This window comes from Brenneria nigrifluens DSM 30175 = ATCC 13028 (genome assembly GCF_005484965.1).
GTDB classification, from domain to species: Bacteria; Pseudomonadota; Gammaproteobacteria; order Enterobacterales; family Enterobacteriaceae; genus Brenneria; species Brenneria nigrifluens.
In genome coordinates this window covers 2297282-2319264 of record NZ_CP034036.1, presented here as the reverse complement: position 1 = coordinate 2319264, position 21983 = coordinate 2297282, and the positions used below count along the sequence as shown (strand labels likewise).

Annotated in this window: 17 protein-coding genes; 7 read left to right on the top strand and 10 right to left on the bottom strand. The window is 58.5% G+C overall.

The genetic code is table 11. The annotated features are described in order from the left end of the window. Position 1: 1 nt before the first annotated feature. The 6 genes from rsxD to EH206_RS10740 form a co-directional block, all read right to left on the bottom strand. Entirely contained in the window at positions 2 to 1057 is a 1056-nt protein-coding gene (gene rsxD, locus EH206_RS10765; protein WP_009112794.1) for an electron transport complex subunit RsxD, read from the bottom strand. Continuing rightward, on the bottom strand, positions 1058 to 3295 hold the full coding sequence (gene rsxC, locus EH206_RS10760; RefSeq protein ID WP_137739232.1) for an electron transport complex subunit RsxC: 2238 nt from the start codon (positions 3293 to 3295) through the stop codon (positions 1058 to 1060). Then, the gene (rsxB, locus tag EH206_RS10755) at positions 3288 to 3866 is read right to left on the bottom strand and encodes an electron transport complex subunit RsxB (RefSeq protein ID WP_009112792.1); all 579 of its coding nucleotides are present in this window, start codon (positions 3864 to 3866) and stop codon (positions 3288 to 3290) included. The genes rsxC and rsxB overlap by 8 nt, the downstream gene beginning before the upstream one ends. Then, on the bottom strand, positions 3866 to 4447 hold the full coding sequence (gene rsxA, locus EH206_RS10750) for an electron transport complex subunit RsxA (RefSeq protein ID WP_009112791.1): 582 nt from the start codon (positions 4445 to 4447) through the stop codon (positions 3866 to 3868). The genes rsxB and rsxA overlap by 1 nt, the downstream gene beginning before the upstream one ends. 322 nt (positions 4448 to 4769) lie before the next feature. Next, the gene (araA, locus tag EH206_RS10745) at positions 4770 to 6278 is read right to left on the bottom strand and encodes an L-arabinose isomerase (protein ID WP_009112790.1); all 1509 of its coding nucleotides are present in this window, start codon (positions 6276 to 6278) and stop codon (positions 4770 to 4772) included. 37 nt (positions 6279 to 6315) lie between these two features. Beyond that, positions 6316 to 8001: a ribulokinase gene (locus tag EH206_RS10740; RefSeq protein ID WP_009112789.1), complete on the bottom strand. Its 1686-nt coding sequence runs from the start codon at positions 7999 to 8001 to the stop codon at positions 6316 to 6318. A 376-nt stretch (positions 8002 to 8377) separates the two neighbouring features. Between EH206_RS10740 and EH206_RS10735 the strand changes: the two genes are divergently transcribed. The 6 genes from EH206_RS10735 to EH206_RS10710 all read left to right on the top strand — a co-directional run bounded on the left by EH206_RS10735 (position 8378) and on the right by EH206_RS10710 (position 15303). After that, positions 8378 to 9361, top strand: coding sequence for an arabinose ABC transporter substrate-binding protein (locus EH206_RS10735; RefSeq protein ID WP_009112788.1), 984 nt, complete (start codon positions 8378 to 8380; stop codon positions 9359 to 9361). Positions 9362 to 9466: 105 nt separating this feature from the next. Further along, complete coding sequence (araG, locus tag EH206_RS10730) at positions 9467 to 10990, top strand: L-arabinose ABC transporter ATP-binding protein AraG (protein ID WP_009112787.1); 1524 nt, start codon at positions 9467 to 9469, stop codon at positions 10988 to 10990. 18 nt (positions 10991 to 11008) lie between these two features. After that, entirely contained in the window at positions 11009 to 12019 is a 1011-nt protein-coding gene (gene araH, locus EH206_RS10725) for an L-arabinose ABC transporter permease AraH (RefSeq protein WP_009112786.1), read from the top strand. A 71-nt stretch (positions 12020 to 12090) separates the two neighbouring features. Then, on the top strand, positions 12091 to 13026 hold the full coding sequence (gene araC / locus EH206_RS10720; RefSeq protein ID WP_009112785.1) for an arabinose operon transcriptional regulator AraC: 936 nt from the start codon (positions 12091 to 12093) through the stop codon (positions 13024 to 13026). Positions 13027 to 13124: 98 nt separating this feature from the next. After that, positions 13125 to 14171, top strand: a complete 1047-nt coding sequence (locus EH206_RS10715) for an oxidoreductase (RefSeq protein ID WP_009112784.1) — start codon at positions 13125 to 13127, stop codon at positions 14169 to 14171. Between the two features lie 103 nt (positions 14172 to 14274). Continuing rightward, positions 14275 to 15303: a bile acid:sodium symporter family protein gene (locus EH206_RS10710; protein ID WP_009112783.1), complete on the top strand. Its 1029-nt coding sequence runs from the start codon at positions 14275 to 14277 to the stop codon at positions 15301 to 15303. A 139-nt stretch (positions 15304 to 15442) separates the two neighbouring features. Here EH206_RS10710 and add read toward each other — a convergent pair whose 3' ends face one another. From add to manA, 4 genes are all read right to left on the bottom strand, one after another. Then, positions 15443 to 16471 (bottom strand): adenosine deaminase, encoded by a 1029-nt coding sequence (gene add / locus EH206_RS10705; protein ID WP_009112782.1) that lies wholly within the window; start codon positions 16469 to 16471, stop codon positions 15443 to 15445. 82 nt (positions 16472 to 16553) lie between these two features. Beyond that, the gene (locus tag EH206_RS10700) at positions 16554 to 17528 is read right to left on the bottom strand and encodes an arsenic resistance protein (protein ID WP_009112781.1); all 975 of its coding nucleotides are present in this window, start codon (positions 17526 to 17528) and stop codon (positions 16554 to 16556) included. Positions 17529 to 17605: 77 nt separating this feature from the next. After that, entirely contained in the window at positions 17606 to 19156 is a 1551-nt protein-coding gene (locus EH206_RS10695; RefSeq protein ID WP_009112780.1) for a YdgA family protein, read from the bottom strand. Positions 19157 to 19224: 68 nt separating this feature from the next. Further along, positions 19225 to 20397: a mannose-6-phosphate isomerase gene (gene manA, locus EH206_RS10690; protein WP_009112779.1), complete on the bottom strand. Its 1173-nt coding sequence runs from the start codon at positions 20395 to 20397 to the stop codon at positions 19225 to 19227. Positions 20398 to 20562: 165 nt separating this feature from the next. On the opposite strand from manA, the gene fumC reads away from it, so the two are divergent. Next, the gene (gene fumC, locus EH206_RS10685; protein ID WP_009112778.1) at positions 20563 to 21960 is read left to right on the top strand and encodes a class II fumarate hydratase; all 1398 of its coding nucleotides are present in this window, start codon (positions 20563 to 20565) and stop codon (positions 21958 to 21960) included. Positions 21961 to 21983: the final 23 nt, after the last annotated feature.

The following is a 21983-nucleotide window of genomic DNA, read 5'->3' as shown; positions in this document are numbered from 1 at the left end:
CTTAGCGATGATGACCGTAAGCGCGCGGCTTGGTGTAATAATCAATCAGCGGCACGGTGATATTCGCCAGCAGTACCGCAAAGGCGACGCCATCAGGATAACCGCCGTAGGTTCTGATTAGCCAGACCAGCAGGCCGATCAACGCGCCAAAAATCAGCCGGCCTCGATTGGTGGTGGAGGCGGTAACCGGGTCGGTGGCGATAAAAAACGCCCCCAGCATGGTGGCGCCGGAAAGCAGGTGCAGCAGCGGCGGCGCGCATTTTTCCGGCGACAGTATCCAGCCCAGCGAGGCGCATAGCGTCAGCGTCAGCAAAAAGCTGACCGGGATATGCCAGCGGATGGTTCCCCGTTGCAGCAGGAACAGCCCGCCAAGCAGAAAACCGAGGTTAACCCACTGCCAGCCCATCCCGGCCACGGTAGCGGAAAATAGCGGCTGCCGAAAAATATCCTCGGGTGAATGGCCCGAACGCAACGCGGTTTTAAACGTATCCAGCGGGGTCGCCTGGCTGACGCCGTCAACCGTTTGCATCAGCTGTGACACCGTATATCCCGCCGGCGTATGCTCGCTAAAAATGGTCAGCAGCGTATCATGGAAGCCGAGCGGAAAGCTTTGCAGCGGCGCGGGGGGCAACCAACTAGTCATCTGCACCGGAAAGGAGATCAGCAGTACCACATAGCCAATCATCGCCGGATTAAACGGATTCTGGCCCAGGCCGCCGTAGAGCTGCTTGGCGATGACGATGGCGAACGCGGTACCCATAACCACCATCCACCAGGGCGCCAGCGGCGGCAGACTGATGCCGAGCAGAATGGCCGTCAGTAACGCCGAATTGTCGGCCAGCGTGGTGCGAACGTTAAACTTCCTAAGTGACAATGTCACTGACTCGCTAACCAGGGCGGTGGCCGCCGCCAGCAGTACCTGAATCAGATTGCCGTAACCAAAAAAATAATACTGGGCCAGCATGCCGGGAATACAGGCAATGATCACCAGCAGCATAATGCGCTGAGTGCGCTGCTGATTATGCGTAAACGGTGAACTCGCGATCTTGAAAGCCATTTATTCCTCTTGAGACTTCGATAAAGCTTGCGCGGCCTTGCGGGCTTTTACCCGTTCGATGGCTGCGGCGACGGCGGCTTTGCGCGGGTCGACCGGCTCTGCTGCGTCGTCTGTTGTTTCGGGCGGCGGTGCGCCGTTGGCCTGCGCCTGCTGGGCGGCCTTGCGGGCTTTCACCCGTTCGATGGCCGCGGCGACGGCGGCTTTACGCGGGTCGACCGGCTCAACTGCTGCGTCGTCTGTTGTTTCGGGCGGCGGTGCGCCGTTGGCCTGTGCCTGCTGGGCGGCCTTGCGGGCTTTCACTCGTTCGATGGCCGCGGCGACGGCGGCTTTGCGCGGGTCGACCGGCTCAACTGCTGCGTCGTCTGTTGTTTCGGGCGGCGGTGCGCCGTTGGCCTGCGCCTGCTGGGCGGCCTTGCGGGCTTTCACTCGTTCGATGGCCGCGGCGACGGCGGCTTTGCGCGGGTCGACCGGCTCTGCTGCGTCGTCTGTTGTTTCGGGCGGCGGTGCGCCGTTGGCCTGTGCCTGCTGGGCGGCCTTGCGGGCTTTCACCCGCTCGATGGCTGCGGCGACGGCGGCTTTGCGCGGGTCGGCTGCCTCTGAGGAGGCAGCCTGATTGGCTTGCGCCTGTGTCTTGCGGGCGGCGCGGGCGGCAATCACCGCGCTGTTATCCGGCTGCTGGTCGGGCACGATCTCGATAACCGATTGGGCGGGGGCTTGTTCCGCCGACTGCTTATTGCGTATTCTTTCCAGCGCGGCCTGAACGGCCTGCTTGTCGCTGTTGGTCACGCCGGCGGCGGCCTGCTTATGCCGCTGCTCGCGCGCCAGTTTTTCACGTTCAAGCCGCGCCTGTTTGGCCTCAAAACGAATCTTGGCTTGCGCTGCGCGCCGCGCTTCCTCATCACTCGCGCGGATTTCCGCCTTTTCCTGGCGGTAATACTGCACCAGCGGGATGTTGCTGGGGCAAACATAGGCGCAGGCGCCGCATTCGATACAGTCGAACAGATGATGATCGCGCGCTTTTTCATGTTCCTGCCCGCGGCTGAACCAGTACAGCTGCTGCGGCAATAATCCCGCCGGACAGGCATCGGCGCATTTGCTGCAGCGGATACAGGACTGCTCTTTGGCCGTCGGTTCGATTTCCGCCTCCGACGGCGCAAGAATACAGTTGCTGATTTTAACCACCGGCACATCCAGCGAGGGCAGCGTAAATCCCATCAACGGACCTCCCATCACCACCATCGGCCGATGAGTGACGTGGAATCCGGCGTGGTTCAGCAAATGACGTACCGGGGTGCCCAGGCGCGCCCAGACGTTTCCCGGCCGGCGCAATGCTTCGCCGGTCAGCGTCACCACCCGCTCGGTAAGCGGTTCGCCGTCGATAACGGCGCGCTTGATGGCAAAGACGGTGCCGACGTTCTGCATCAGTACGCCAATCGTCGCGGAGTGTTTGCCAAAGGGGACTTCCTTGCCCGTCAGAATCTTGGTGAGCTGTTTGGCGCCCCCGGAAGGGTATTTGGTCGGGATAACGCGCAACAGGATATCGCCACGCGAGCGCAGCGCCCGGCGCAGCGCCGCAATGGCCTCGGGTTTGTTATCCTCGATGCCCAGCAGGATGCGCTGCGGTTGCAGCAGATAAGCCAGAATATCGATGCCCTGAACGATTTCATCCGCATGCTCCTGCATCAAACGATCGTCCGCGGTGATATAGGGCTCACACTCCGCGGCATTGATAATCAGGTTTTCGATGCCGCGCATGCCGCCCTGCAATTTGGCCGCAGTAGGAAACCCCGCGCCGCCCAGGCCGGCAATCCCGGCCTGATGCAGGTGGGCGAGCAGGGCAGCCGCGGAGCGTTGGCGATAATCGCTCAAGGAATGGCGCTCACACCAGCGGTCTTCGCCATCGGCGCTAAGGATCACGCTTAACTCCGGCAGCGCGGACGGATGCGCCGTCATATGCTGACGAATGGCGCTTACCGTGCCCGACGTCGGCGCATGGACGGGCAGCGTCCGGCCTTTTCCCCGGGTGAGTTGCTGGCCGCGCAGCACCCGGTCGCCAACCTGCACGCACAGCTCGCCTTCCGGCCCGAGATGTTGTTTGAGCGGAATAATAAACTGCTCCGCCAGCGGTATGGCGCGCAGCGGAACCTGACTGGACTGCGTTTTCATTTCCGGCGGATGAATTCCGCCGTTGAAGTCCCAGATCCTGTCTTTTCTCAGGGAGGCAAACAGCTTAAGCATGGTGTTCTACTTGAATAACGCGTACCGGAATAGTATTGAGATCCCATTTCCAGTTTTCGGGTGTCGGGGCAACGGGCCGCAGTTCAATGCAGTCTGTAGGGCAAGGTGAGACGCACAGATCGCAGCCGGTGCACAGATCGCTGACCACGGTATGCACCGCTTTGGTACTGCCGACAATGGCGTCCACCGGGCAAGCCTGAATGCATTTGGTGCAGCCGATACAGTTGCTTTCGTCAATCCAGGCCACTTTTCGTTGCGGCTTCAGCACGCTGCCGTCGCCGTCGAGCGGCTGGGGATCGATATTCAGCTTCTCGGCCAGTTTCAGCATCATCGCTTCGCCGCCGGGCACGCATTTATTGATTTTTTCGCCGTTCAGGGAAACCGCTTCGGCATAGGGCCGGCAGCCGGGGTAGCCGCACTGGCCGCACTGGCTTTGCGGCAGCATGGCTTCAACCTGTTCCACCACCGGATCTTCATCCACCTGAAAGCGGCGCGACGCGTAGCCGAGGACGACGCCGAAAAACAGCGCCAGCGAACTGAGTGCCGCAACGGCGATCCAGATAGCCGTCATCAGAATTTCACCAGGCCGGTAAAGCCCATAAAGGCCAGCGACATCAGCCCGGCGGTAATCAGGGCGATGGAAGAGCCGCGGAACGGGGCGGGAACGTCAGAAACGGTCAGCCGTTCGCGGATGGCGGCAAACAGCACCATCACCAAAGAAAAACCGGCCGCGGCGCCGAAGCCGTATACGGTTGATTGCAGAAAACCGTGCGCCATATTGACGTTGAGCAATACCACCCCCAGCACGGCGCAGTTGGTGGTGATCAGCGGCAGAAAAATACCCAGCAGGCGGTAAAGCTCCGGGCTGGTTTTGCGCACCACCAGTTCGGAAAACTGCACCACCACGGCCAGCACCAGAATGAACGCCATGGTGCGCAGGTAAAGGATATCGAGCGGCACCAGGACGAATTCGTTGACGATCCATGAGAACATGGAGCCGAGCGTCATCACGAAGGTGGTGGCCAGACCCATGCCTACGGCCGTCTCCAACCGTTTGGAAACGCCCATAAACGGACACAGCCCCAGAAACTTCACCAGGACGAAATTGTTCACCAGAAGGGCGCTAACGAATAACAATGCGAATTCGGTCATTACTCTGCCTAAAAAATAAAACCCGCATATTATCGGGTATTATCAGGCTTTCGACAACATACCCAAAGTAGGTATATAGGCGAAACCTGAGTAAATTTGCCGTCCGAGCCGTAAAAGAGGCGCAAAGGGCCATCCTAAAGCAAATCGCCTGCCGCCAGAAGCCAATTCTTCCAGGTGCGGCCTTAAGTTCAGGGCGAGAGGCCGCCTTGCTGAAACTCAGGCAAATAGCGAGGTGGGGGATAAGCGGCGGTACGAGGGGGGAAAAGGCCCGCTTACGCGGGCATAATGGCAGAAGGTTGCAGATTGCAGTGCAGGCAGCGGGCTAATAGCGACCGCCGAGCCGGTAATACGCCTCGTTCCAGCGCAGCGCGTCTTTGAAAGCCGGAAGCCGGGTATCGTCGTCAATCACCAGTAATTCAATATCCTGCATTTCGGCGTACAGGCGCAGATAATCCACCTCCAGCGCCTGGCTGAACACCGAGTGGTGCGCGCCGCCGCCCAATATCCAGGCTTCCGCCGCCACCTCCAGCGACGGACGGGCCTGCCAGATGGCGCGCGCCACGGGCAGTTTCGGCAGCGGATGGGGCTGTTCTACGGTATCCACCAGATTGACCAGCATTCTGAAGCGTCCCCCCATATCGATAACGCTGGCGTTGAGGGCGAGACCGGGCGGCGTGGAGAAAATCAGCCGCGCGGGATCGGCTTTGCCGCCGATGCCCAGATGCTGTGCGTCCAAAATGGGTTTCTGCTCTTTGGCGATGCTGGGACAGACTTCCAGCATATGGGAACCGACCACCAGATTGTTGCCGTTTTGGAAGTTGTAGGTGTAATCCTCCATAAACGAGGTGCCGCCGGGCAAGCCCTCCGCCATCACCTTCATGATGCGCAACAGGGCGGCGGTTTTCCAGTCGCCTTCGCCGCCGAAACCATAGCCTTGCTGCATCAGGCGCTGTACCGCCAGCCCCGGCAACTGCTTTAGTCCATACAGGTTTTCAAAATCAGTGGTGAAGGCCTTATAGCCGCCTTGCTGCAGAAAACGCCGCATCCCCAGCTCGATTTGCGCCGCGTCCAACAGGTTTTGCCGATTGGGGCCATGGAGCTTTACCGCATCCGTCAATTGATAGCTGGCTTCGTACTCTTCAATAAGCGTAGCGATATCGCCCTGGGAGACGGCATCAATCACGCTGGTCAAATCCCCCAGCCCCCAGGCGCTGACGGAATAGCCGAAGCGGATCTGCGCGCCGACCTTATCGCCCTCGGTGACCGCCACTTCGCGCATGTTGTCGCCAAAGCGGGCCAGCTTCAGCCCTTTGCTTTCCTGGATCGCCGCCGCCACCCGCATCCATTTGGCGATGCGCTGATGGGCCTGGCTATCCTGCCAGTGGCCGACCACCACCTGGTGCGGCAGACGCATGCGCGCGCCGATAAAGCCGAACTCCCGGCCGCCGTGGGCGGTCTGGTTCAGGTTCATAAAATCCATATCCATGGTGTCCCAGGGGATTTGCGCGTTGAACTGGGTATGGAATTGCAGTAACGGCTTATGCAGAATGCTGAGCCCGCCGATCCACATCTTGGCGGGGGAGAAGGTATGCAGCCAGACCAGCAGACCGATGCAGCTATCCTGATGGTTGGCGTCGCGGCACAGCGCGCCGATTTCGTCCGCGGTTTTTACCAGCGGTTTAAGCACCAGCCTGACCGGCAGGCGCGCGTCCTGATTCAGACCGGCGACGACCTTTTCCGCATTATCCTTTACCTGACGTAAGGTTTCCGCCCCATAAAGGTGCTGACTGCCGATAACGAACCAGACTTCAAGGGATGTAAAGTGATCCATGGTTACTCCTGTTTATTCCCGGCGGGAAATGAAGACATTACGCGTCGGTATTGAACCGGGCGCCGTAAGCCGGTTCAGCGGCGCGGCACCACTGCTGGTAGCGCTCATAAAGCCGCTGATAGTGGGCGACGCGCCGGCTATCCGGCGTCAACGTTTGCTCGACGCCGCTGGACATCCGCCGCTGCGCGCTGGGGATATCGCTATGGACGCCCGCGGCGACGGCGGCGAAGATGGCCGCTCCCAGCGCGCAGCACTGGTCGGAGGCCACAATTTGCAGTGGGCGATTCATCACATCGCTACACACCTGCATGATGGCGGGGGATTTGCGGGCGATGCCGCCCAGCGCGAGAATGTTGTCGACCGGCACGTCCTGGCTTTCAAAGCACTCCATAATGGCGCGGGCGCCGAAAGCGGTGGCGGCGATAAAGCCGCCGAACAGCGTCGGCGCGTCCGTGCCCAGGTTAAGGTCGGCGATAACGCCTTTTAACCGCTGGTCGGCGAAAGGGGTGCGGCGTCCGTTAAACCAGTCGAGCACCACCGGCAGATGATCCAGCGAGGGGTTTTCGGCCCAGGCGTGGGTGAGCCGCTCAAGCAGGCCGGCTTCTGCGGCCTGCAAAGGGAGCTTCAACTGCGGGTCATCGGCGATCGCCTGGCGCAGCGGCCAGCTCAACAGGCGGCCGAACCAGGCGTACATATCGCCAAAGGCGGACTGCCCGGCTTCCAGCCCGATGTGGCCGGGCGCCACGCTGCCGTCCACCTGGCCGCAGATCCCCTTGATCGTGCGATCGGCGATGCGCGCTTTATCGGCAATCAGGATGTCGCAGGTCGAGGTGCCGATCACCTTAACCAGGGTATAGGGCTGCGCCCCGGCGCCAACGGCCCCGACGTGGCAGTCAAAGGCGCCGCCGGCGATAACCACGCTTTCCGGCAGGCCGAGCCGCGCGGCCCATTCGGCGGTGATGGCGCCGACGGGCGCATCGGCGGTCCAGGTGTCGGTAAACATCGGGTATTGCAGTTTTTCGCTCAGGCGGGGATCGAGCGCGTGCAGGAAGGTTTTGGGCGGCAGGCCGCCCCAGTCGGGGTGCCACAGCGATTTGTGCCCGGCGGCGCAGCGGCCGCGTCTGATGTCGCCGGGGGCCAGGGTGCCGGAGAGCAGGGCGGGCACCCAGTCGCACAGTTCGATCCAGGAGACGGCGGCCTGCCGCACCGCCGCATCCTGGCGTGAAACGTGCAGTATTTTGGCCCAGAACCACTCCGATGAGTAGACGCCGCCAATATAGCGGGTGTAATCCGCAAACCGGCCGCTGCGGCACAGGCTAGTGATCGCTTCCGCCTCTTCTATTGCCGTATGATCCTTCCACAGCACGAACATGGCGTTGGGGTTGGCGGAAAACTCGGGGCGCAAGGCCAGAACAGTCCCTTGTTCGTCGATGGGGGCGGGGGTGGAGCCGGTGGAATCGACGCCGATGCCGACGATCCGCCGGCGCTGCGCCGCGCTCAGTCGTTCCACCACGGCGCGCACGGCCTGCTCCAGCGACTCAATATAATCCAGCGGGTGGTGGCGGAACTGGTTATTCGCCGGCTGACAATAGTTCCCGGCGCGCCAGCGCGGATAATACACCACCTCAGTGGTCAATTCTTGCCCGCTCCGGCAGTCAACGGCCAATGCGCGTACCGAATCACTGCCAAAGTCGAGTCCCAAAGTAATCGCGTCCGCATTCATCGCTCCGCTCCCGTCAATTCCGCCATTGTTTATAGCCGTATACGATAGGCGGGCATAACGAGGGGCGTGAGGAGCGGTTAGCTGGAAGTATGCATTTTTCTGCCGCTCGCCGTCATTGTGTGATGTTCGTCAAAAGTTAATGACCGGTTAAATTTGCTAAATATATGCACAAACCTGTCGTTGTTCGGGGATGTGATAACGCTCGATATTCTTGCTGAAAATAACCGCTAAAACATACAGCGTCTGAATGCTGCTGAGTAAAGGAGTGCCACCAACGCCGTGCTTTTCCTTTACCCCGACCGGAAATGCCTTAATGGAACCGATTACACATCCAGGATCCTCTGACGTGTAAAAAATAACTATAGCGGAGAACATCATGCATAAATTCACTAAGCTGCTGGCGACGATTGGGCTGGCCGCAGTTATGTCACAATCGGCTATCGCCGACACATTGAAGCTGGGATTTCTGGTTAAACAGCCGGAAGAACCCTGGTTTCAGACGGAATGGAAATTTGCCGACAAGGCGGGAAAAGATCTCGGTTTCGAGGTGATCAAAATCGCCGTGCCGGACGGCGAAAAAACGCTTAATGCCATTGATAGTCTAGCGGCCAGCGGGGCGAAAGGTTTCGTGATCTGTACCCCCGACCCCAAATTAGGAGCGGCGATCGTCGCCAAGGCGCGCAGCTACGACCTGAAGGTCATCGCCGTGGACGATCAGTTCGTTAATGCCAGAGGCGAGCCGATGGACTCGGTGCCGCTGGTTATGATGGCGGCCAGCAAAATTGGCGAGCGCCAGGGGCAGGAGTTGTGGAACGAAATGAATAAACGCGGCTGGAAGGTGGCGGAAACCGCGGTGATGGCGATTACCTCCAATGAGCTGGATACCGCCCGGCGCCGCACCACCGGTTCGATGGAGGCGCTGAAAGCCGCCGGTTTCCCGGAAAAGCAAATCTATCAGGTTCCCACCAAATCCAACGATATTCCCGGGGCGTTTGACGCCGCCAACTCGATGCTGGTTCAGCATCCCGGCGTGAAGAACTGGCTGATTGTCGGCATGAACGATAACACCGTGCTGGGCGGCGTGCGGGCGACGGAAGGTCAGGGGTTCAAGGCGCCTAACGTAATCGGCATCGGTATCAACGGGGTGGATGCGGTGAGCGAACTGTCGAAAGGACAGGCCACCGGTTTCTACGGTTCACTGCTGCCCAGCCCGGATATCCACGGTTATAAAAGCATCCAGATGCTGAATGAGTGGGTAACCAAAGACGTGGAACCGCAAAAATTCACCGAAGTTACCGATGTGGTGCTGATCACCCGCGACAACTTCAAGGTCGAACTGGAGAAAAAAGGTCTGCTGTAACGGCCGGCGGGACAGGGAGGTCCGTGCGTTTGCCGCCGGTTTCCGTCTCCGCTGCGGCGGGGACGACCGGCGCGACGGCGAGTGGTTAACTATGAGGAAACGAAAATGACGGTACAGTCACCCTATTTGTCGTTTCACGGCATCGGCAAGGAGTTTCCCGGCGTCAAGGCGCTGGCGGATATCAGCTTTTCCTGCCAGGCGGGGCAGATCCACGGTTTGATGGGGGAAAACGGGGCGGGTAAATCCACGCTGTTGAAAATCCTGAGCGGTAACTATTTGCCTTCCGCCGGGGAAATCCATATCCAGGGGCGGCCGGCGCGCTTCAATAACACCATGGATGCGCTGAATGCCGGCGTGGCGATTATTTATCAGGAGTTGCATCTGGTGCCGGAAATGACGGTGGCGGAGAATATTTACCTTGGCCAACTGCCGCACAAGTACGGCATGGTGAATTATTCGCTACTGCGTTATGAGGCCAAACTGCAGCTTGAACACCTGGGACTGGATATCGATCCCGACACGCCGCTTAAATACCTTTCCATCGGCCAGTGGCAAATGGTGGAGATCGCCAAGGCGCTGGCCCGTAACGCCAAAATCATCGCTTTTGACGAACCCACCAGTTCGTTATCCGCCCGCGAAATCGAACAACTGTTTCGGGTGATCGCCGAATTACGCGGCGAAGGGCGGGTGATTTTGTACGTGTCGCACCGCATGGAGGAGATTTTCGCCCTGGGGGACGCCATCACCGTGTTTAAAGACGGCCGCTATGTGCGCACCTTCGACGATATGCGCCAGGTGGATCATCAATCGCTGGTGCAGGCGATGGTGGGCAGAAACCTGGGGGATATCTACGGCTATGCGCCGCGTCCTCACGGCGAGGAGCGGCTGACGCTGAGGGAGGTTAAAGCGCCTGGGGTGAAATCGACGGTGTCGCTGCAGGTGCGGCAAGGGGAAATCGTCGGGCTGTTCGGCCTGGTGGGCGCCGGGCGCAGCGAACTGCTGAAGGGGATATTCGGCGCGACCCGCATCACCGGCGGACAGGTGCTGCTGGATGGCAAACCGCTGACGGTGACGTCGCCCATTGACGCCATCCGCCAGGGGGTGATGCTGTGCCCGGAAGATCGCAAGTCCGAGGGGATCATCGCCGTGCATTCGGTGCGCGACAATATCAACATCAGCGCGCGGCGCAAAAGCCTGAAGGCCGGCTTTATCATTAATAACCGCTGGGAAAAGGAGAATGCGGCCAAGCGCATTCAGGCGCTGAATATTAAAACCCCCAGCGCGGCGCAACTAATGATGAATCTTTCCGGCGGTAATCAGCAGAAGGCCATTCTGGGGCGTTGGCTGTCGGAAGAGATGAAAGTCATCCTGCTGGACGAGCCGACGCGCGGCATCGACGTCGGCGCCAAGCACGAAATCTATCACGTCATTTATGAGCTGGCGAAGCAAGGCATTGCCGTGCTGTTCGCTTCCAGCGACCTGCCGGAAGTGCTCGGACTGGCCGACCGCATTATTGTGATGCGGGAAGGCGCGGTATCCGGCGAACTGCTCCACGATGAGGCCACTGAGCAGAAAGTGCTGAGTTTGGCAATGTTGCGAACCCCCGATATCGAAGCCGCGGTTGCCTGACCGCCAAGGAGTAAAGCTATGCCAACAAGTAAAATTCTGCCGTCCAATGAGGATGCGGCGACGACCCCGGAGAAGGGGAAAGCCGGTTCCGGGATATCCCGCATTTGGGATAACTACGGCATGCTGGTGGTTTTTGCCGTACTGTTTCTGGGGTGCGCGATTTTTGTGCCCAATTTCGCAAGTTTTATCAATATGAAAGGTCTGGGACTGGCGATATCCATGTCCGGCATGGTGGCCTGCGGCATGTTGTTTTGCCTGGCTTCCGGAGATTTTGACCTTTCCGTCGCCTCGATTATCGCCTGCGCCGGCGTGACCACGGCGGTGGCGATCAATATCACGCAAAGCCTGTGGCTGGGCGTGGGCGCCGGACTGTTGCTGGGCGTGGCGTTCGGCCTGCTTAACGGCTTTATCATCGCCCGGCTCAGGATCAACGCGCTGATCACCACGCTGGCCACGATGCAGATCGCCCGCGGACTGGCTTATATTATCTCGGACGGTAAAGCGGTCGGCATTGAAGACGAACGTTTCTTTGCGCTGGGCTACGCCAACTGGCTGGGGCTGCCGGCGCCCATCTGGATCACCGCGATCTGCATGATCCTCTTCGGGCTGTTGCTGAATAAAACCACTTTCGGGCGCAATACGCTGGCGATCGGCGGAAATGAAGAAGCCGCGCGTCTGGCGGGGGTGCCGGTGGTGCGCACCAAAATCATCATCTTCGCGCTTTCCGGTCTGGTCTCCGCGGCGGCGGGCATTATTCTGGCATCGCGCATGACCAGCGGCCAGCCGATGACCTCCATCGGTTATGAACTGATCGTGATTTCCGCCTGCGTGCTGGGCGGCGTGTCGTTAAAAGGCGGCATCGGCAAGATTTCCTACGTCGTCGCCGGGGTGCTGATTTTGGGGACGGTGGAAAATGCGATGAACCTGTTGAATATTTCGCCGTTTTCGCAATACGTGGTGCGCGGTTTGATTCTGCTGACGGCGGTGATTTTCGACCGCTACAAACAGCTGGCCAAGAAGACCCTGTAAGCGCCGCCGCAATGCCCGCGCAGGCGGGCGCGCTTGCGCGACCCATCGTTGGATAAAGTTCCGGAGGTTGGATGTATCACCGTGTGGCGCATGAATCCCAGTCTAATCCGTTACTGCCGGGTTACGCATTTAACGCCTACCTGGTCGCCGGATTGACGCCGATCCTGGCGGATGGTCCGCTCGACTTCTTTATCGATCGTCCTGACGGCATGAAGGGCTACATCATTAATCTCACCATCAAAGGGCAGGGACAGGTTTTTGCCGGTGACGACGCCTTTTATTGCAATCCCGGCGATTTGCTGTTGTTTCCACCCAAATCGACGCATTTTTACGGCCGCTCGCCGGACAGCGACTGCTGGTATCACCGCTGGGTCTATTTCCGCCCGCGGGCCTACTGGGCCGACTGGCTGGAATGGCATACCCGGCATTGCGGCGTCGGGCGTCTGAGCCTGCCAAATAACCCGCTGTTGCTGGAGTTCGATCGCCTGTTCGCCAATATTGAACAGACGCAGCGTTCAGGGCGGCGCTTCTCGCAAGAGTTGGGGATGAACCTGCTTGAGCGCTTGCTGTTAAGGGCGATGGAAGAAGATCCGCAGAGCCCGCAAAAAATCATCGACCCGCGCATCATCGAAGCCTGCCAGTTTATCACCGGCAATCTGGCGGGAGAGTTGCGTATCGACGAGGTGGCCCGGCACGTCTGCCTGTCGCCGTCGCGGCTGGCGCACCTGTTTCGCGAGCAGGTCGGCATCAATATTTTGCGCTGGCGGGAAGATCAGCGGGTGATCCGCGCTAAGCTACTGTTGCAAACCACGCAGGAGTCCATCGCCAATATCGGGCGGGTGGTCGGCTATGACGACCAGCTCTATTTTTCACGAGTGTTCCGTAAACGTGTGGGCGTCAGCCCGAGCGATTTCCGCCGCCGCAGCAGCGAAATCAACTATCCCGCGGCGAAAACGCCGGAAACGACGCCGTGGGAGGACCGAACGACAAAAATCGCCGGGAGGTAGTCAAGGGGCGAAATGAGAAAATCCCCGTTAAATGGGCCGTCTTCGCGGTGCTATACTGAGTTCACATCACCAATTGAAGCGGCCAAGGGGGAAGATTCATGAGTGATAACGTTCGTGTCGGGTTACTGGGATACGGCTATGCGAGTAAAACGTTCCACGCGCCGCTTATCGCCGGGACGCCCGGCCTGGAGCTGGCGGCGATTTCCAGCAGCAATGCGGATAAAGTCCGCGCCGACTGGTCGACAATCAGGGTTGCTAGCGATCCGCAAACGCTGTTCAACGATCCGGATATCGATCTTATTGTTATTCCCACGCCGAATGACACCCATTTCCCACTGGCCAAGCAGGCGCTGGAAGCGGGCAAGCATGTGGTGGTGGATAAACCGTTTACCGTGACGTTGTCACAGGCCCATGAGCTGGGGCTGGTGGCGGAGCATACCGGCAGGCTGCTGTCGGTGTTTCATAACCGCCGCTGGGACAGCGATTTCCTGACGCTGAAACATTTGCTGCATAACGGGTCGCTGGGGGATGTGGTCTACCTGGAGTCCCATATTGACCGCTTTAGGCCGCAAGTCCGTCAGCGCTGGCGCGAAGACGGCAGCGAAGGCAGCGGTATCTGGTACGACCTGGGGCCGCACCTGCTGGATCAGGCTTTGCAGCTATTTGGACTGCCCGTCGCCATTCAGGTCGATCTGGCGCAGCTGCGCCCCGGCAGTAAAGCGACGGACTATTTCCACGCCATCCTGATTTATCCTCAGCGCCGGGTGGTGTTGCATGCCAGCATGCTGGCGGCGGCGCCGTCGGCGCGTTATATCGTCCACGGCACGCGCGGCAGCTTCGTCAAATTCGGCCTCGATCCGCAGGAAGAACGGCTGAAAGCCGGTGAGCGTCCGCCGCAGGAAAACTGGGGACAGGATCGGCGCGACGGGGTGTTGACGCTGCATCATGACGGCGTGGTGGCCGATCAGGCCGTGCCGACCCTTGCCGGCGACTACCCGGCTTATTATGCGGCGATCCGCGATGCGTTAAACGGCAAGGGAGAGAATCCGGTAACGGTTCACCAGGCTATCCAGGTAATGGAACTGATAGAAGTGGGGTTGATATCCCATCAGCAGAAAAAAGTGATGACGCTGAAAAATAGCTAGATTTGTCGATTTTTATCGCAGATAGTTAACGTTCGGTTTAAGCAGGCGATCTCAGGATCGCCTGTGCTGTTTCAATCGGGCGTAAAAAAGAAAAGGATGAATAATGGGGTGGCTACAGCGATTGCGTATCGACAAATTTTTGCTGGTTTTGGTTTTAGTGGTGATCACCGCGTCGTTTTTCCCCTGCGAAGGCGCCGCAAAGGTCTTTTTTGAATACCTGACCACGGCCGCCATCGCGCTGCTGTTTTTTATGCACGGGGCAAAACTGTCGCGGGAAGCCATTACCGCCGGGATGGGGCACTGGCGTCTGCATCTGGTGGTGTTCGCCAGCACCTTTTTACTCTTCCCGCTGCTGGGGATGGGCATGAGTGTTCTGGTGCCGGCAGTATTGACGCCGACGCTCTACCTCGGTTTTCTGTACCTGTGCGCCTTGCCGGCGACCGTACAGTCGGCCATTGCCTACACCTCGATGGCCGGGGGCAACGTCGCGGCGGCGATTTGCAGCGCCTCGGCTTCCAGTATCCTGGGCGTATTTCTGTCGCCGATTCTGGTCGGCCTGCTGATGCATACGCAGGGCGGCGCGGAGACCGATACGCTGCACGCCATCGGTTCCATTATCATGCAACTGATGGTGCCCTTTGCGGCGGGTCATTTATCCCGCCCGCTGATTGCCCGATGGGTGGATCGCCATCGTAAATTAATCAATATTACCGATCGGTCATCAATTCTTCTGGTGGTTTACGTCGCTTTCAGCGAAGCCGTGGTGCAGGGGATCTGGAGCCAGATTAACGGCTGGTCGTTACTGGCGGTGGTGGGGATTTCCATCGTTTTACTGACCATCGTGCTGGTGGTGAATACGCTGGCGGCGCGCAAGCTGGGCTTTAATATCGCCGATGAGATCACCATCGTATTCTGCGGCTCGAAGAAAAGCCTGGCGAATGGCATTCCGATGGCCAGCGTACTGTTTCCGGCGGCGACGGTGGGAGTGATGGTATTGCCGCTGATGATTTTCCATCAAATCCAACTGATGGTGTGCGCGGCGCTGGCGCAGCGCTACGCCAATAGGATAACGCGCGCCGAACAGGCATCCGCTGCGACGGGAAAAACGGCGAGCGGAGTGGAGCAAAAATAGGGCGGCCTATGCCGCCACAGAGCGTTGACAAAGTAGCCACTCCAAATCCGTCATCCCCGCGCAGGCGGGGATCTCAGCGACACCGAACCGCTTGCACAAGCAGGTCCCCGCCTACAACCGCGGGGACGACGGTGATGCGTTATGCCCGCGAGGACGCCGCCGCGCCCCGTTTACGCAGTACTTTCTCCCGCAGCCGTTGCTTTTCCTGTTCACTGATAAAGGCGATATCCAATCCGTTTTCCTGCGCCCGCCGGGTCTCTTTGGCGGTCAACCCGGCCAAGGGCGCCGCAACCTGATACTCGTTGCGGATTTCGATGCCCTGTACGGCAGGATCGTCGGTATTAATCGTGGCGGGAATACCGTGACGCAGAAAATGCAACAGCGGGTGCCGATCCAGCGACTCCACCGTACTGGTCTGGATATTGGAGGTCAGGCAGGATTCAATACCGATGCCGTTTTCCGCCATATACGCCATTAGTCCGGTATCGATAATCGCGGTAACGCCGTGGCCGATCCGCTCGGCTTCCAGCTGGTTGATGGCCTGCCAGATACTTTCAGGACCGGCGGCTTCTCCGGCGTGCACGGTAATGCGCCAGCCGGCGTCACGGGCCTGCCGGAAGTGCGATGAAAAAAGCTCGCAGGGATACCCCAGCTCATCGCCGGCCAGATCGAGGGCGACAATACGGTCGCGATGGGCCAGCAGGCCATCCAGCTCCTGCTGGCAGGCCTCGGTGCCGAAGGTGCGGCTCAGAATGCCAATCAGACGGATATCAATGTCGAGATCGCGGCTGCCCGCGGTCACGCCGTCAATTACGGCTTCCACCACGCCGGCAATCGGCAGCCGATGGTTCATCGCCATATAGTAGGGGGAGAAACGCAGCTCCGCATAATCCAGCCCGGCGTTGACGGCGTCTGCAACATTTTCATAAGCGACGCGGCGGCAGGCATCCAGCGATCCCAGAACGGCAACGCCCCAATCCAGCTTTTGTAGAAAACTCAGCAAATCCGGTTCGGTTTTGGTCACTTGAACATGAGGGCGCAGTGAGGCCAGGTCATTGGCGGGTAAGGCGATATTGAACTGGCGGCCCAGTTCCAGGATGCTCTGTGCCCGGATATTACCATCCAGGTGGCGGTGAAGATCCGTTAGCGGGAGTTGCAAATCAATCATGGAGTACTCTTGGTATCAGTAAGCCGGGCCGTGGCCCGTTAAGTGCGGTGAAGTATAAAAACAAATGCCGGCAACGGCAAATTCAGTCGGATAAGCGGGATGGCGGCGCGGTCAGCCTGGGGATCGCCCGGATATAAATCAGCTCGCTTAACAGTTCCACCAGGGTCTGGGTGACGATAATGGCCGGCAGCAGCGGGATGGCGCCGGGGATGGCCAGCGCCAAAGGCAAAACCACCAGAGAGTTCCGCGTCCCGGCGCTGAAGGCCACCGCCCGCCCGCCAGCCGGCGCAAGGCGGAATACCTTGCTCGTCAACCATCCCAATACGGGAGCGATGATAGCGAACAGCGCATAGAACGGAACGGCGCTCAGCACCATCGGCCAGGTGGTTTTTAGCTGGGGAATAACGGAAATCACCACCACGAATAACACCAGCGCGGTGGCGGGAACCGGCAGAAAACCGAGGCGGTCGGCGAACTTATCCACAGCCGGCAGGCGGGACGCTCCCCATTGCACCAGTCCGGCCAGCAGCAGGGGAAGCGCAATCAGCCAGATAAAGGCGTGGAAAAACGGCGCGATATGAATAAGCCCGGCCGCTTCCCGGCCGAGAAACAGTCCGAGGTAAAACGGCAATGCCAGCATTTGCGCCACCAGCAGCGCGGGGGTGGCGGCCAGCAAACTCGGCGCATCGGCGCGGCCGAGATGAGAGAAGGTCACCACGTAATCGATACAAGGGGCGAGCAACACCAGCAGCATGCCCAGTCGGATAAGCGGGTCGGCGGGGAAATAAGGAATAAGGCAGGCCACGAACAGCGGTATAACGATAAAATTGGCCGCCAGCAGGGCGCCAAGAAAGCGTACCCGGGTCAGACTGCGTTTTAGCGACGTTAACGGCACCTGTAGGAAAGTGACGAACAGCATCAATGCCAGCGCCGGATTGATCGCCACGTCCAGTTTTTCCGTACCGGGCAGCAACAGGGCGGTCACGCCTGCGGCGATAACCGCGCTAAAGTAGATGGCGCTCTGACGTTCTTCCATCAATGTTTGGTATTTTTGCATGCTTAATCTCTTAACGGGAACAGCCGGGGCGGACAACAACGCCGGCGGCGGCCTAAAGCCGCCACCGGTTTTGCCGGTTACTGCGCGGGCGGCGCGAGGGGCGGCACCTGTGGTTCCTGCGGCGCTTCATCGCTTTCGCCGGGAATGGTGATAAAGGGCGCAATAAAGTCCGCCAGGGACATTTTGTTGCCGTTGAAATCAACCTGGCCGTCGGCATACTGCAACGAACTGGTGATGGCATTGTCCTTGGTGACGGTAACCTGATTCATCTGGCCGATACTTGCCATCATCTGCGCCTGTTGCAGCGCCATTTTATCGGCTTGCGCCTTCTCTTCATCGTTTACCGGTTGTTGTTGCCCGGCCTGCACCATCAGCTCCGCCAGCATGGCCAACGGCACGTTCAATCGGGCATCCAGCTTGTTGAGCGACTGGCGGATGATTTTTTCTTCATCGGAAGCGGTCGGATCGGTTGCTTTCGCCGCGTTCTGCAAGGGATCGGTCAAGTCCAGCGCCAGCGTGAAGGTGCTTTCTCCTTTGGCGTTTTTCCAACTGACCGGGGAGAGGGTTATATTGGGGTTGCCTTTCAGTAAATCAGGCAAATGTTGCAGAAAAACCATGGCTATTTCGTGTTGGTAGCTATCAGGATCCAGGATTTGCGCATTCTGCAAAAGTTGCTGAACTTTTTTCTGATACTCGGCGGCAAAACGCTTGGTGCCTTCGCCGTCAAGTCCGGAGAAGGTGAGATGCAGATTCCCCGAGCCGAGATTACGCTCGCTGACGGTCAGTGATTCCAGCGTCAGGGACAATTTCCCCGCCAGATTCTTCTCATCTTCAGTGACGCTGCTTTGTACCGCGAAATTATTCAGCGTAACCGGTTCTCCGCCTTCAACGGTAAATTTCAAGCTCTTGACGGTCACCTTGCCGTCGCCCAGGTTAAGGTCGAATTTACCTTTGCGGTTGGCCGTATCAAGCGAAAAATCATTGATGATGACCTGCTCGGTTTCACCCCATGGATTTTTCTTTTCCACCAGCAGGTTATTAACGGTTCCCGCCAGCGCGCTGCTGCGCAAGTCACTGGCGACGTCCAACCGGAGTTCGGTGCCGCTAAAGGAAAATTTCCGATCGTCGACCTGATGCTCGACCGGGAGCAGCGTCACCTCTGAACGGGTATCGCCGCTGTAGGCCACGCGGGTTTCAGCGGAGATAAACGGTTTATTCCCGGTAAGATCGAACAGCGGTTTAACCACCGGCGTATTCGCCAGTTCGCTATGCACCGACGCCATCGCCGGCAGCAGATTAAACTGCTTGAGCTGCGCTAACGGGAACGGACCGTGAGAAACCGACTCATTGAGAACAATCTCCTCGCCGGGGGCGAGTAGCCGCGTCCCTTTGGCGGAACCGTCGGCTTGCAGCACATAGGCCAGTTTACTGCTGAAAATGCCGCCCTGATAATCGCGATACACCAGTTTCAGTCCGGCGTCCGGATAGGCGGATTTGAGTTGTGCATTGATATCGTCGGTAAATTCATCAATATGCTGAGCCAGCTGTTTACCGGTGTACCAGGATGCGCCTGTCCAGACGGCACCCAGAGCGATGATAACGCCGGCGGCAATTAACGACTTCTTCATTTTTATTTATCCTTTTATTTAAAAACACGCCCCGATTCTTCAAGGCGAGAGGGTATATATACCGGTCATCACCGATTAAATACGCGGGCGATGCGTCCTTGTCCCTGAACCCATACCGGCGATTCACCGGCGGAAATAAAGCAGGACTCGCCCGCCTTGAGCCTGATTTGCTGCCGATCGTTTTGCAGTAACGCCTGGCCGTCGACGCAGAAGACAATAGCGGCGCTGCTCTGGCTGAGCGTTTGCGTTTCATCGCTCAGGTTATGCAGCGAAAAGGCGAAATCGTCCACCGGAATAGGGAAGCTTAGCTCATTTCCCAGTCTGATGGGGGAGGTCAATAAATCGGCGGCGGGTTTGGCGACAAAATCCACGTTGTCCAATAACTCTGGAATATCAATGTACTTCGGCGTTAAACCTGCCCGCAGCACGTTGTCGGAATTCGCCATGACCTCCAGCGCCACGCCGTTTAAGTAAGCGTGCGGCGTTTGGGCGTATAAAAACATCGCCTCGCCCGGCTGAAGCGTAATGACATTGAGCAACAGGGGGGAAAACAGACCGCTGTCGTGCGGATAAAAGCGCGTAATGTCCCGAATCGTTGCCCAGGGTTCATGCTGCTGGCTGTTCAGCGCGGCTTTTAATACCCCCAGCGCGCGCTCTTTTTGCTCGCCGCTCATGCTCAGCAGGTTGGCAAACAGCATGGCGAGATTTTTGTCGTCCGGCTGTTGCAAAAAAGCGCTAATAGAGGGATGAGCGCCGGCGACCGGCGCTAACAGCGCGGCAATTTCAGATAATTCTCGAAAGCCGTTCAGCGCCTGAAAAGGGGTGAGCGCAAACACCAGTTCCGGCTTGTGATTGGCATCCTTATAGTTTCTTTCGGCGGCATCCAATGGAATACCCGCCGCATTTTCCCTGGCAAAGCCCTGTTCCGCCGCGGATTTGCTGGGGTGCACCTGAATGGAAAGCGGCTGCTCCGCGCACAGCACTTTAAATAAAAACGGTAATTCGCCGAAGCGCCGCGCCACGGCCGCGCCAAGGTGCGAGGGGAGGTTTGCGGCAATCACTTCGCGCAGATTGCGCTCGTTGCCTTTTTCATCAATGACGTGGGAACTGCTTTTCGGATGGGCGCCCATCCATAATTCAGCCATTGGTAAATTACTAGGATTTTCAATGCTATATAGCTCAGTTAAAGCGTTTTTGCTGCCCCAGGCGTAGTGCTGGACGCGATTGAGCATTTTTTGCATGATGGATTCCTGAGGTTATATAACCGCCGATTAAAATAATTCCAATAGTTAATAAAGTGATTGGTGATGAATACGCGGCATCGGCTCACACCATGTTAATGTTTTATGTGTCACTATTCCAGGCAGTGCAACTTTCATCATTCAGAATGATAAGGAGAAAAGGTAATGACAACGACGCGTATTGAAAAAGACTCAATGGGGCCGATTGACGTTCCTGCCGACCGCTTATGGGGCGCTCAGACGCAGCGATCGCTTGAGCATTTTCGCATTTCAGAAGAAAAAATGCCGCGGGCGCTGATTTATGCGCTGGCACAGACCAAACGCGCCGCCGCCAGCGTTAATATCGACCTGAAACTGCTTCCGGCTGATCGCGGCAACGCTATTATACAGGCCGCCGATGAGGTTCTGGCCGGCAAGCATGGCGGCGAGTTTCCGTTGGCCATCTGGCAAACCGGTTCCGGCACCCAAAGCAATATGAATATGAATGAAGTGCTGGCAAACCGCGCCAGCGAACTGCTGGGCGGGGAGCGGGGGAGCAACCGGCTGGTCCACCCCAATGACGACGTCAATAAAAGCCAGAGTTCCAACGACGTTTTTCCTACGGCGATGCACGTCGCGGCGGTGGTGGCGATTAATGAACACCTTATCCCTGAATTGAAGGTACTGCATCAGACGCTGGCGGCGAAAGCGGAAAAATTTAAAGACATCGTGAAAATCGGCCGCACCCATCTGCAGGATGCCACGCCGTTAACCCTGGGACAGGAAATTTCCGGCTGGGCGGCGATGCTGCAACACAGCCTGAAGCATATCCGGGACAGCGTGCCCCATCTGGCCGAACTGGCGCTGGGCGGAACCGCCGTCGGCACCGGGTTGAACACCCATCCGGAATATGCCGTGCGCGTCGCCGCCGAACTGGCGCGCCTCACCGGCCAGCCGTTTGTCACCGCGCCGAACAAGTTCGAGTCGCTGGGCACCTGCGATGCGCTGGTTCACGGACACGGCGCGTTGAAAGGGTTGGCGGCGTCATTGATGAAGATTGCCAATGACGTGCGCTGGCTGGCGTCCGGGCCGCGCTGCGGCATCGGCGAACTGAGCATTCCGGAAAATGAACCCGGCAGCTCCATCATGCCCGGTAAAGTCAATCCTACGCAGTGTGAAGCGGTTACCATGCTGAGTAGCCAGGTGCTGGGAAATGACGTCGCCGTCAATATCGGGGGCGCTTCGGGCAACTTCGAACTCAACGTTTACCGCCCCCTGGTGATTCATAATTTCCTGCAGTCCGTCCGTCTGCTGGCTGACGGCATTAAAAGCTTCAATGACCACTGCGCCGTCGGCATAGAACCGAATCGTGAGCGTATCGACCAACTGTTGAACGAGTCGCTAATGCTGGTTACGGCGCTGAATACCCATATCGGTTATGACAAAGCCGCTGAAATCGCCAAAAAGGCGCATAAGGAAGGGCTGACGCTGAAAGCCTCCGCGCTGAAGCTGGAGTATCTCACCGAAGAGCAGTTCGATGAGTGGGTACGGCCTGAGGATATGGTCGGCAGCCTGAAAAGCTGATTGCGCTACTCGTTTGTTTGCCT

What these genes read in the sequence shown, in the direction of transcription:
- rsxA (WP_009112791.1), bottom strand. Translation starts at nt 4,447, where the DNA reads ATGACCGAATTCGCATTGTTATTCGTTAGCGCCCTTCTGGTGAACAAT.
- araC (WP_009112785.1), top strand. Translation starts at nt 12,091, where the DNA reads ATGTATCACCGTGTGGCGCATGAATCCCAGTCTAATCCGTTACTGCCG.
- manA (WP_009112779.1), bottom strand. Translation starts at nt 20,397, where the DNA reads ATGCAAAAAATGCTCAATCGCGTCCAGCACTACGCCTGGGGCAGCAAA.
- EH206_RS10710 (WP_009112783.1), top strand. Translation starts at nt 14,275, where the DNA reads ATGGGGTGGCTACAGCGATTGCGTATCGACAAATTTTTGCTGGTTTTG.
- araA (WP_009112790.1), bottom strand. Translation starts at nt 6,278, where the DNA reads ATGGATCACTTTACATCCCTTGAAGTCTGGTTCGTTATCGGCAGTCAG.
- rsxC (WP_137739232.1), bottom strand. Translation starts at nt 3,295, where the DNA reads ATGCTTAAGCTGTTTGCCTCCCTGAGAAAAGACAGGATCTGGGACTTC.
- rsxD (WP_009112794.1), bottom strand. Translation starts at nt 1,057, where the DNA reads ATGGCTTTCAAGATCGCGAGTTCACCGTTTACGCATAATCAGCAGCGC.
- EH206_RS10735 (WP_009112788.1), top strand. Translation starts at nt 8,378, where the DNA reads ATGCATAAATTCACTAAGCTGCTGGCGACGATTGGGCTGGCCGCAGTT.
- araG (WP_009112787.1), top strand. Translation starts at nt 9,467, where the DNA reads ATGACGGTACAGTCACCCTATTTGTCGTTTCACGGCATCGGCAAGGAG.
- add (WP_009112782.1), bottom strand. Translation starts at nt 16,471, where the DNA reads ATGATTGATTTGCAACTCCCGCTAACGGATCTTCACCGCCACCTGGAT.
- fumC (WP_009112778.1), top strand. Translation starts at nt 20,563, where the DNA reads ATGACAACGACGCGTATTGAAAAAGACTCAATGGGGCCGATTGACGTT.
- EH206_RS10715 (WP_009112784.1), top strand. Translation starts at nt 13,125, where the DNA reads ATGAGTGATAACGTTCGTGTCGGGTTACTGGGATACGGCTATGCGAGT.
- EH206_RS10700 (WP_009112781.1), bottom strand. Translation starts at nt 17,528, where the DNA reads ATGCAAAAATACCAAACATTGATGGAAGAACGTCAGAGCGCCATCTAC.
- EH206_RS10740 (WP_009112789.1), bottom strand. Translation starts at nt 8,001, where the DNA reads ATGAATGCGGACGCGATTACTTTGGGACTCGACTTTGGCAGTGATTCG.
- araH (WP_009112786.1), top strand. Translation starts at nt 11,009, where the DNA reads ATGCCAACAAGTAAAATTCTGCCGTCCAATGAGGATGCGGCGACGACC.
- EH206_RS10695 (WP_009112780.1), bottom strand. Translation starts at nt 19,156, where the DNA reads ATGAAGAAGTCGTTAATTGCCGCCGGCGTTATCATCGCTCTGGGTGCC.
- rsxB (WP_009112792.1), bottom strand. Translation starts at nt 3,866, where the DNA reads ATGACGGCTATCTGGATCGCCGTTGCGGCACTCAGTTCGCTGGCGCTG.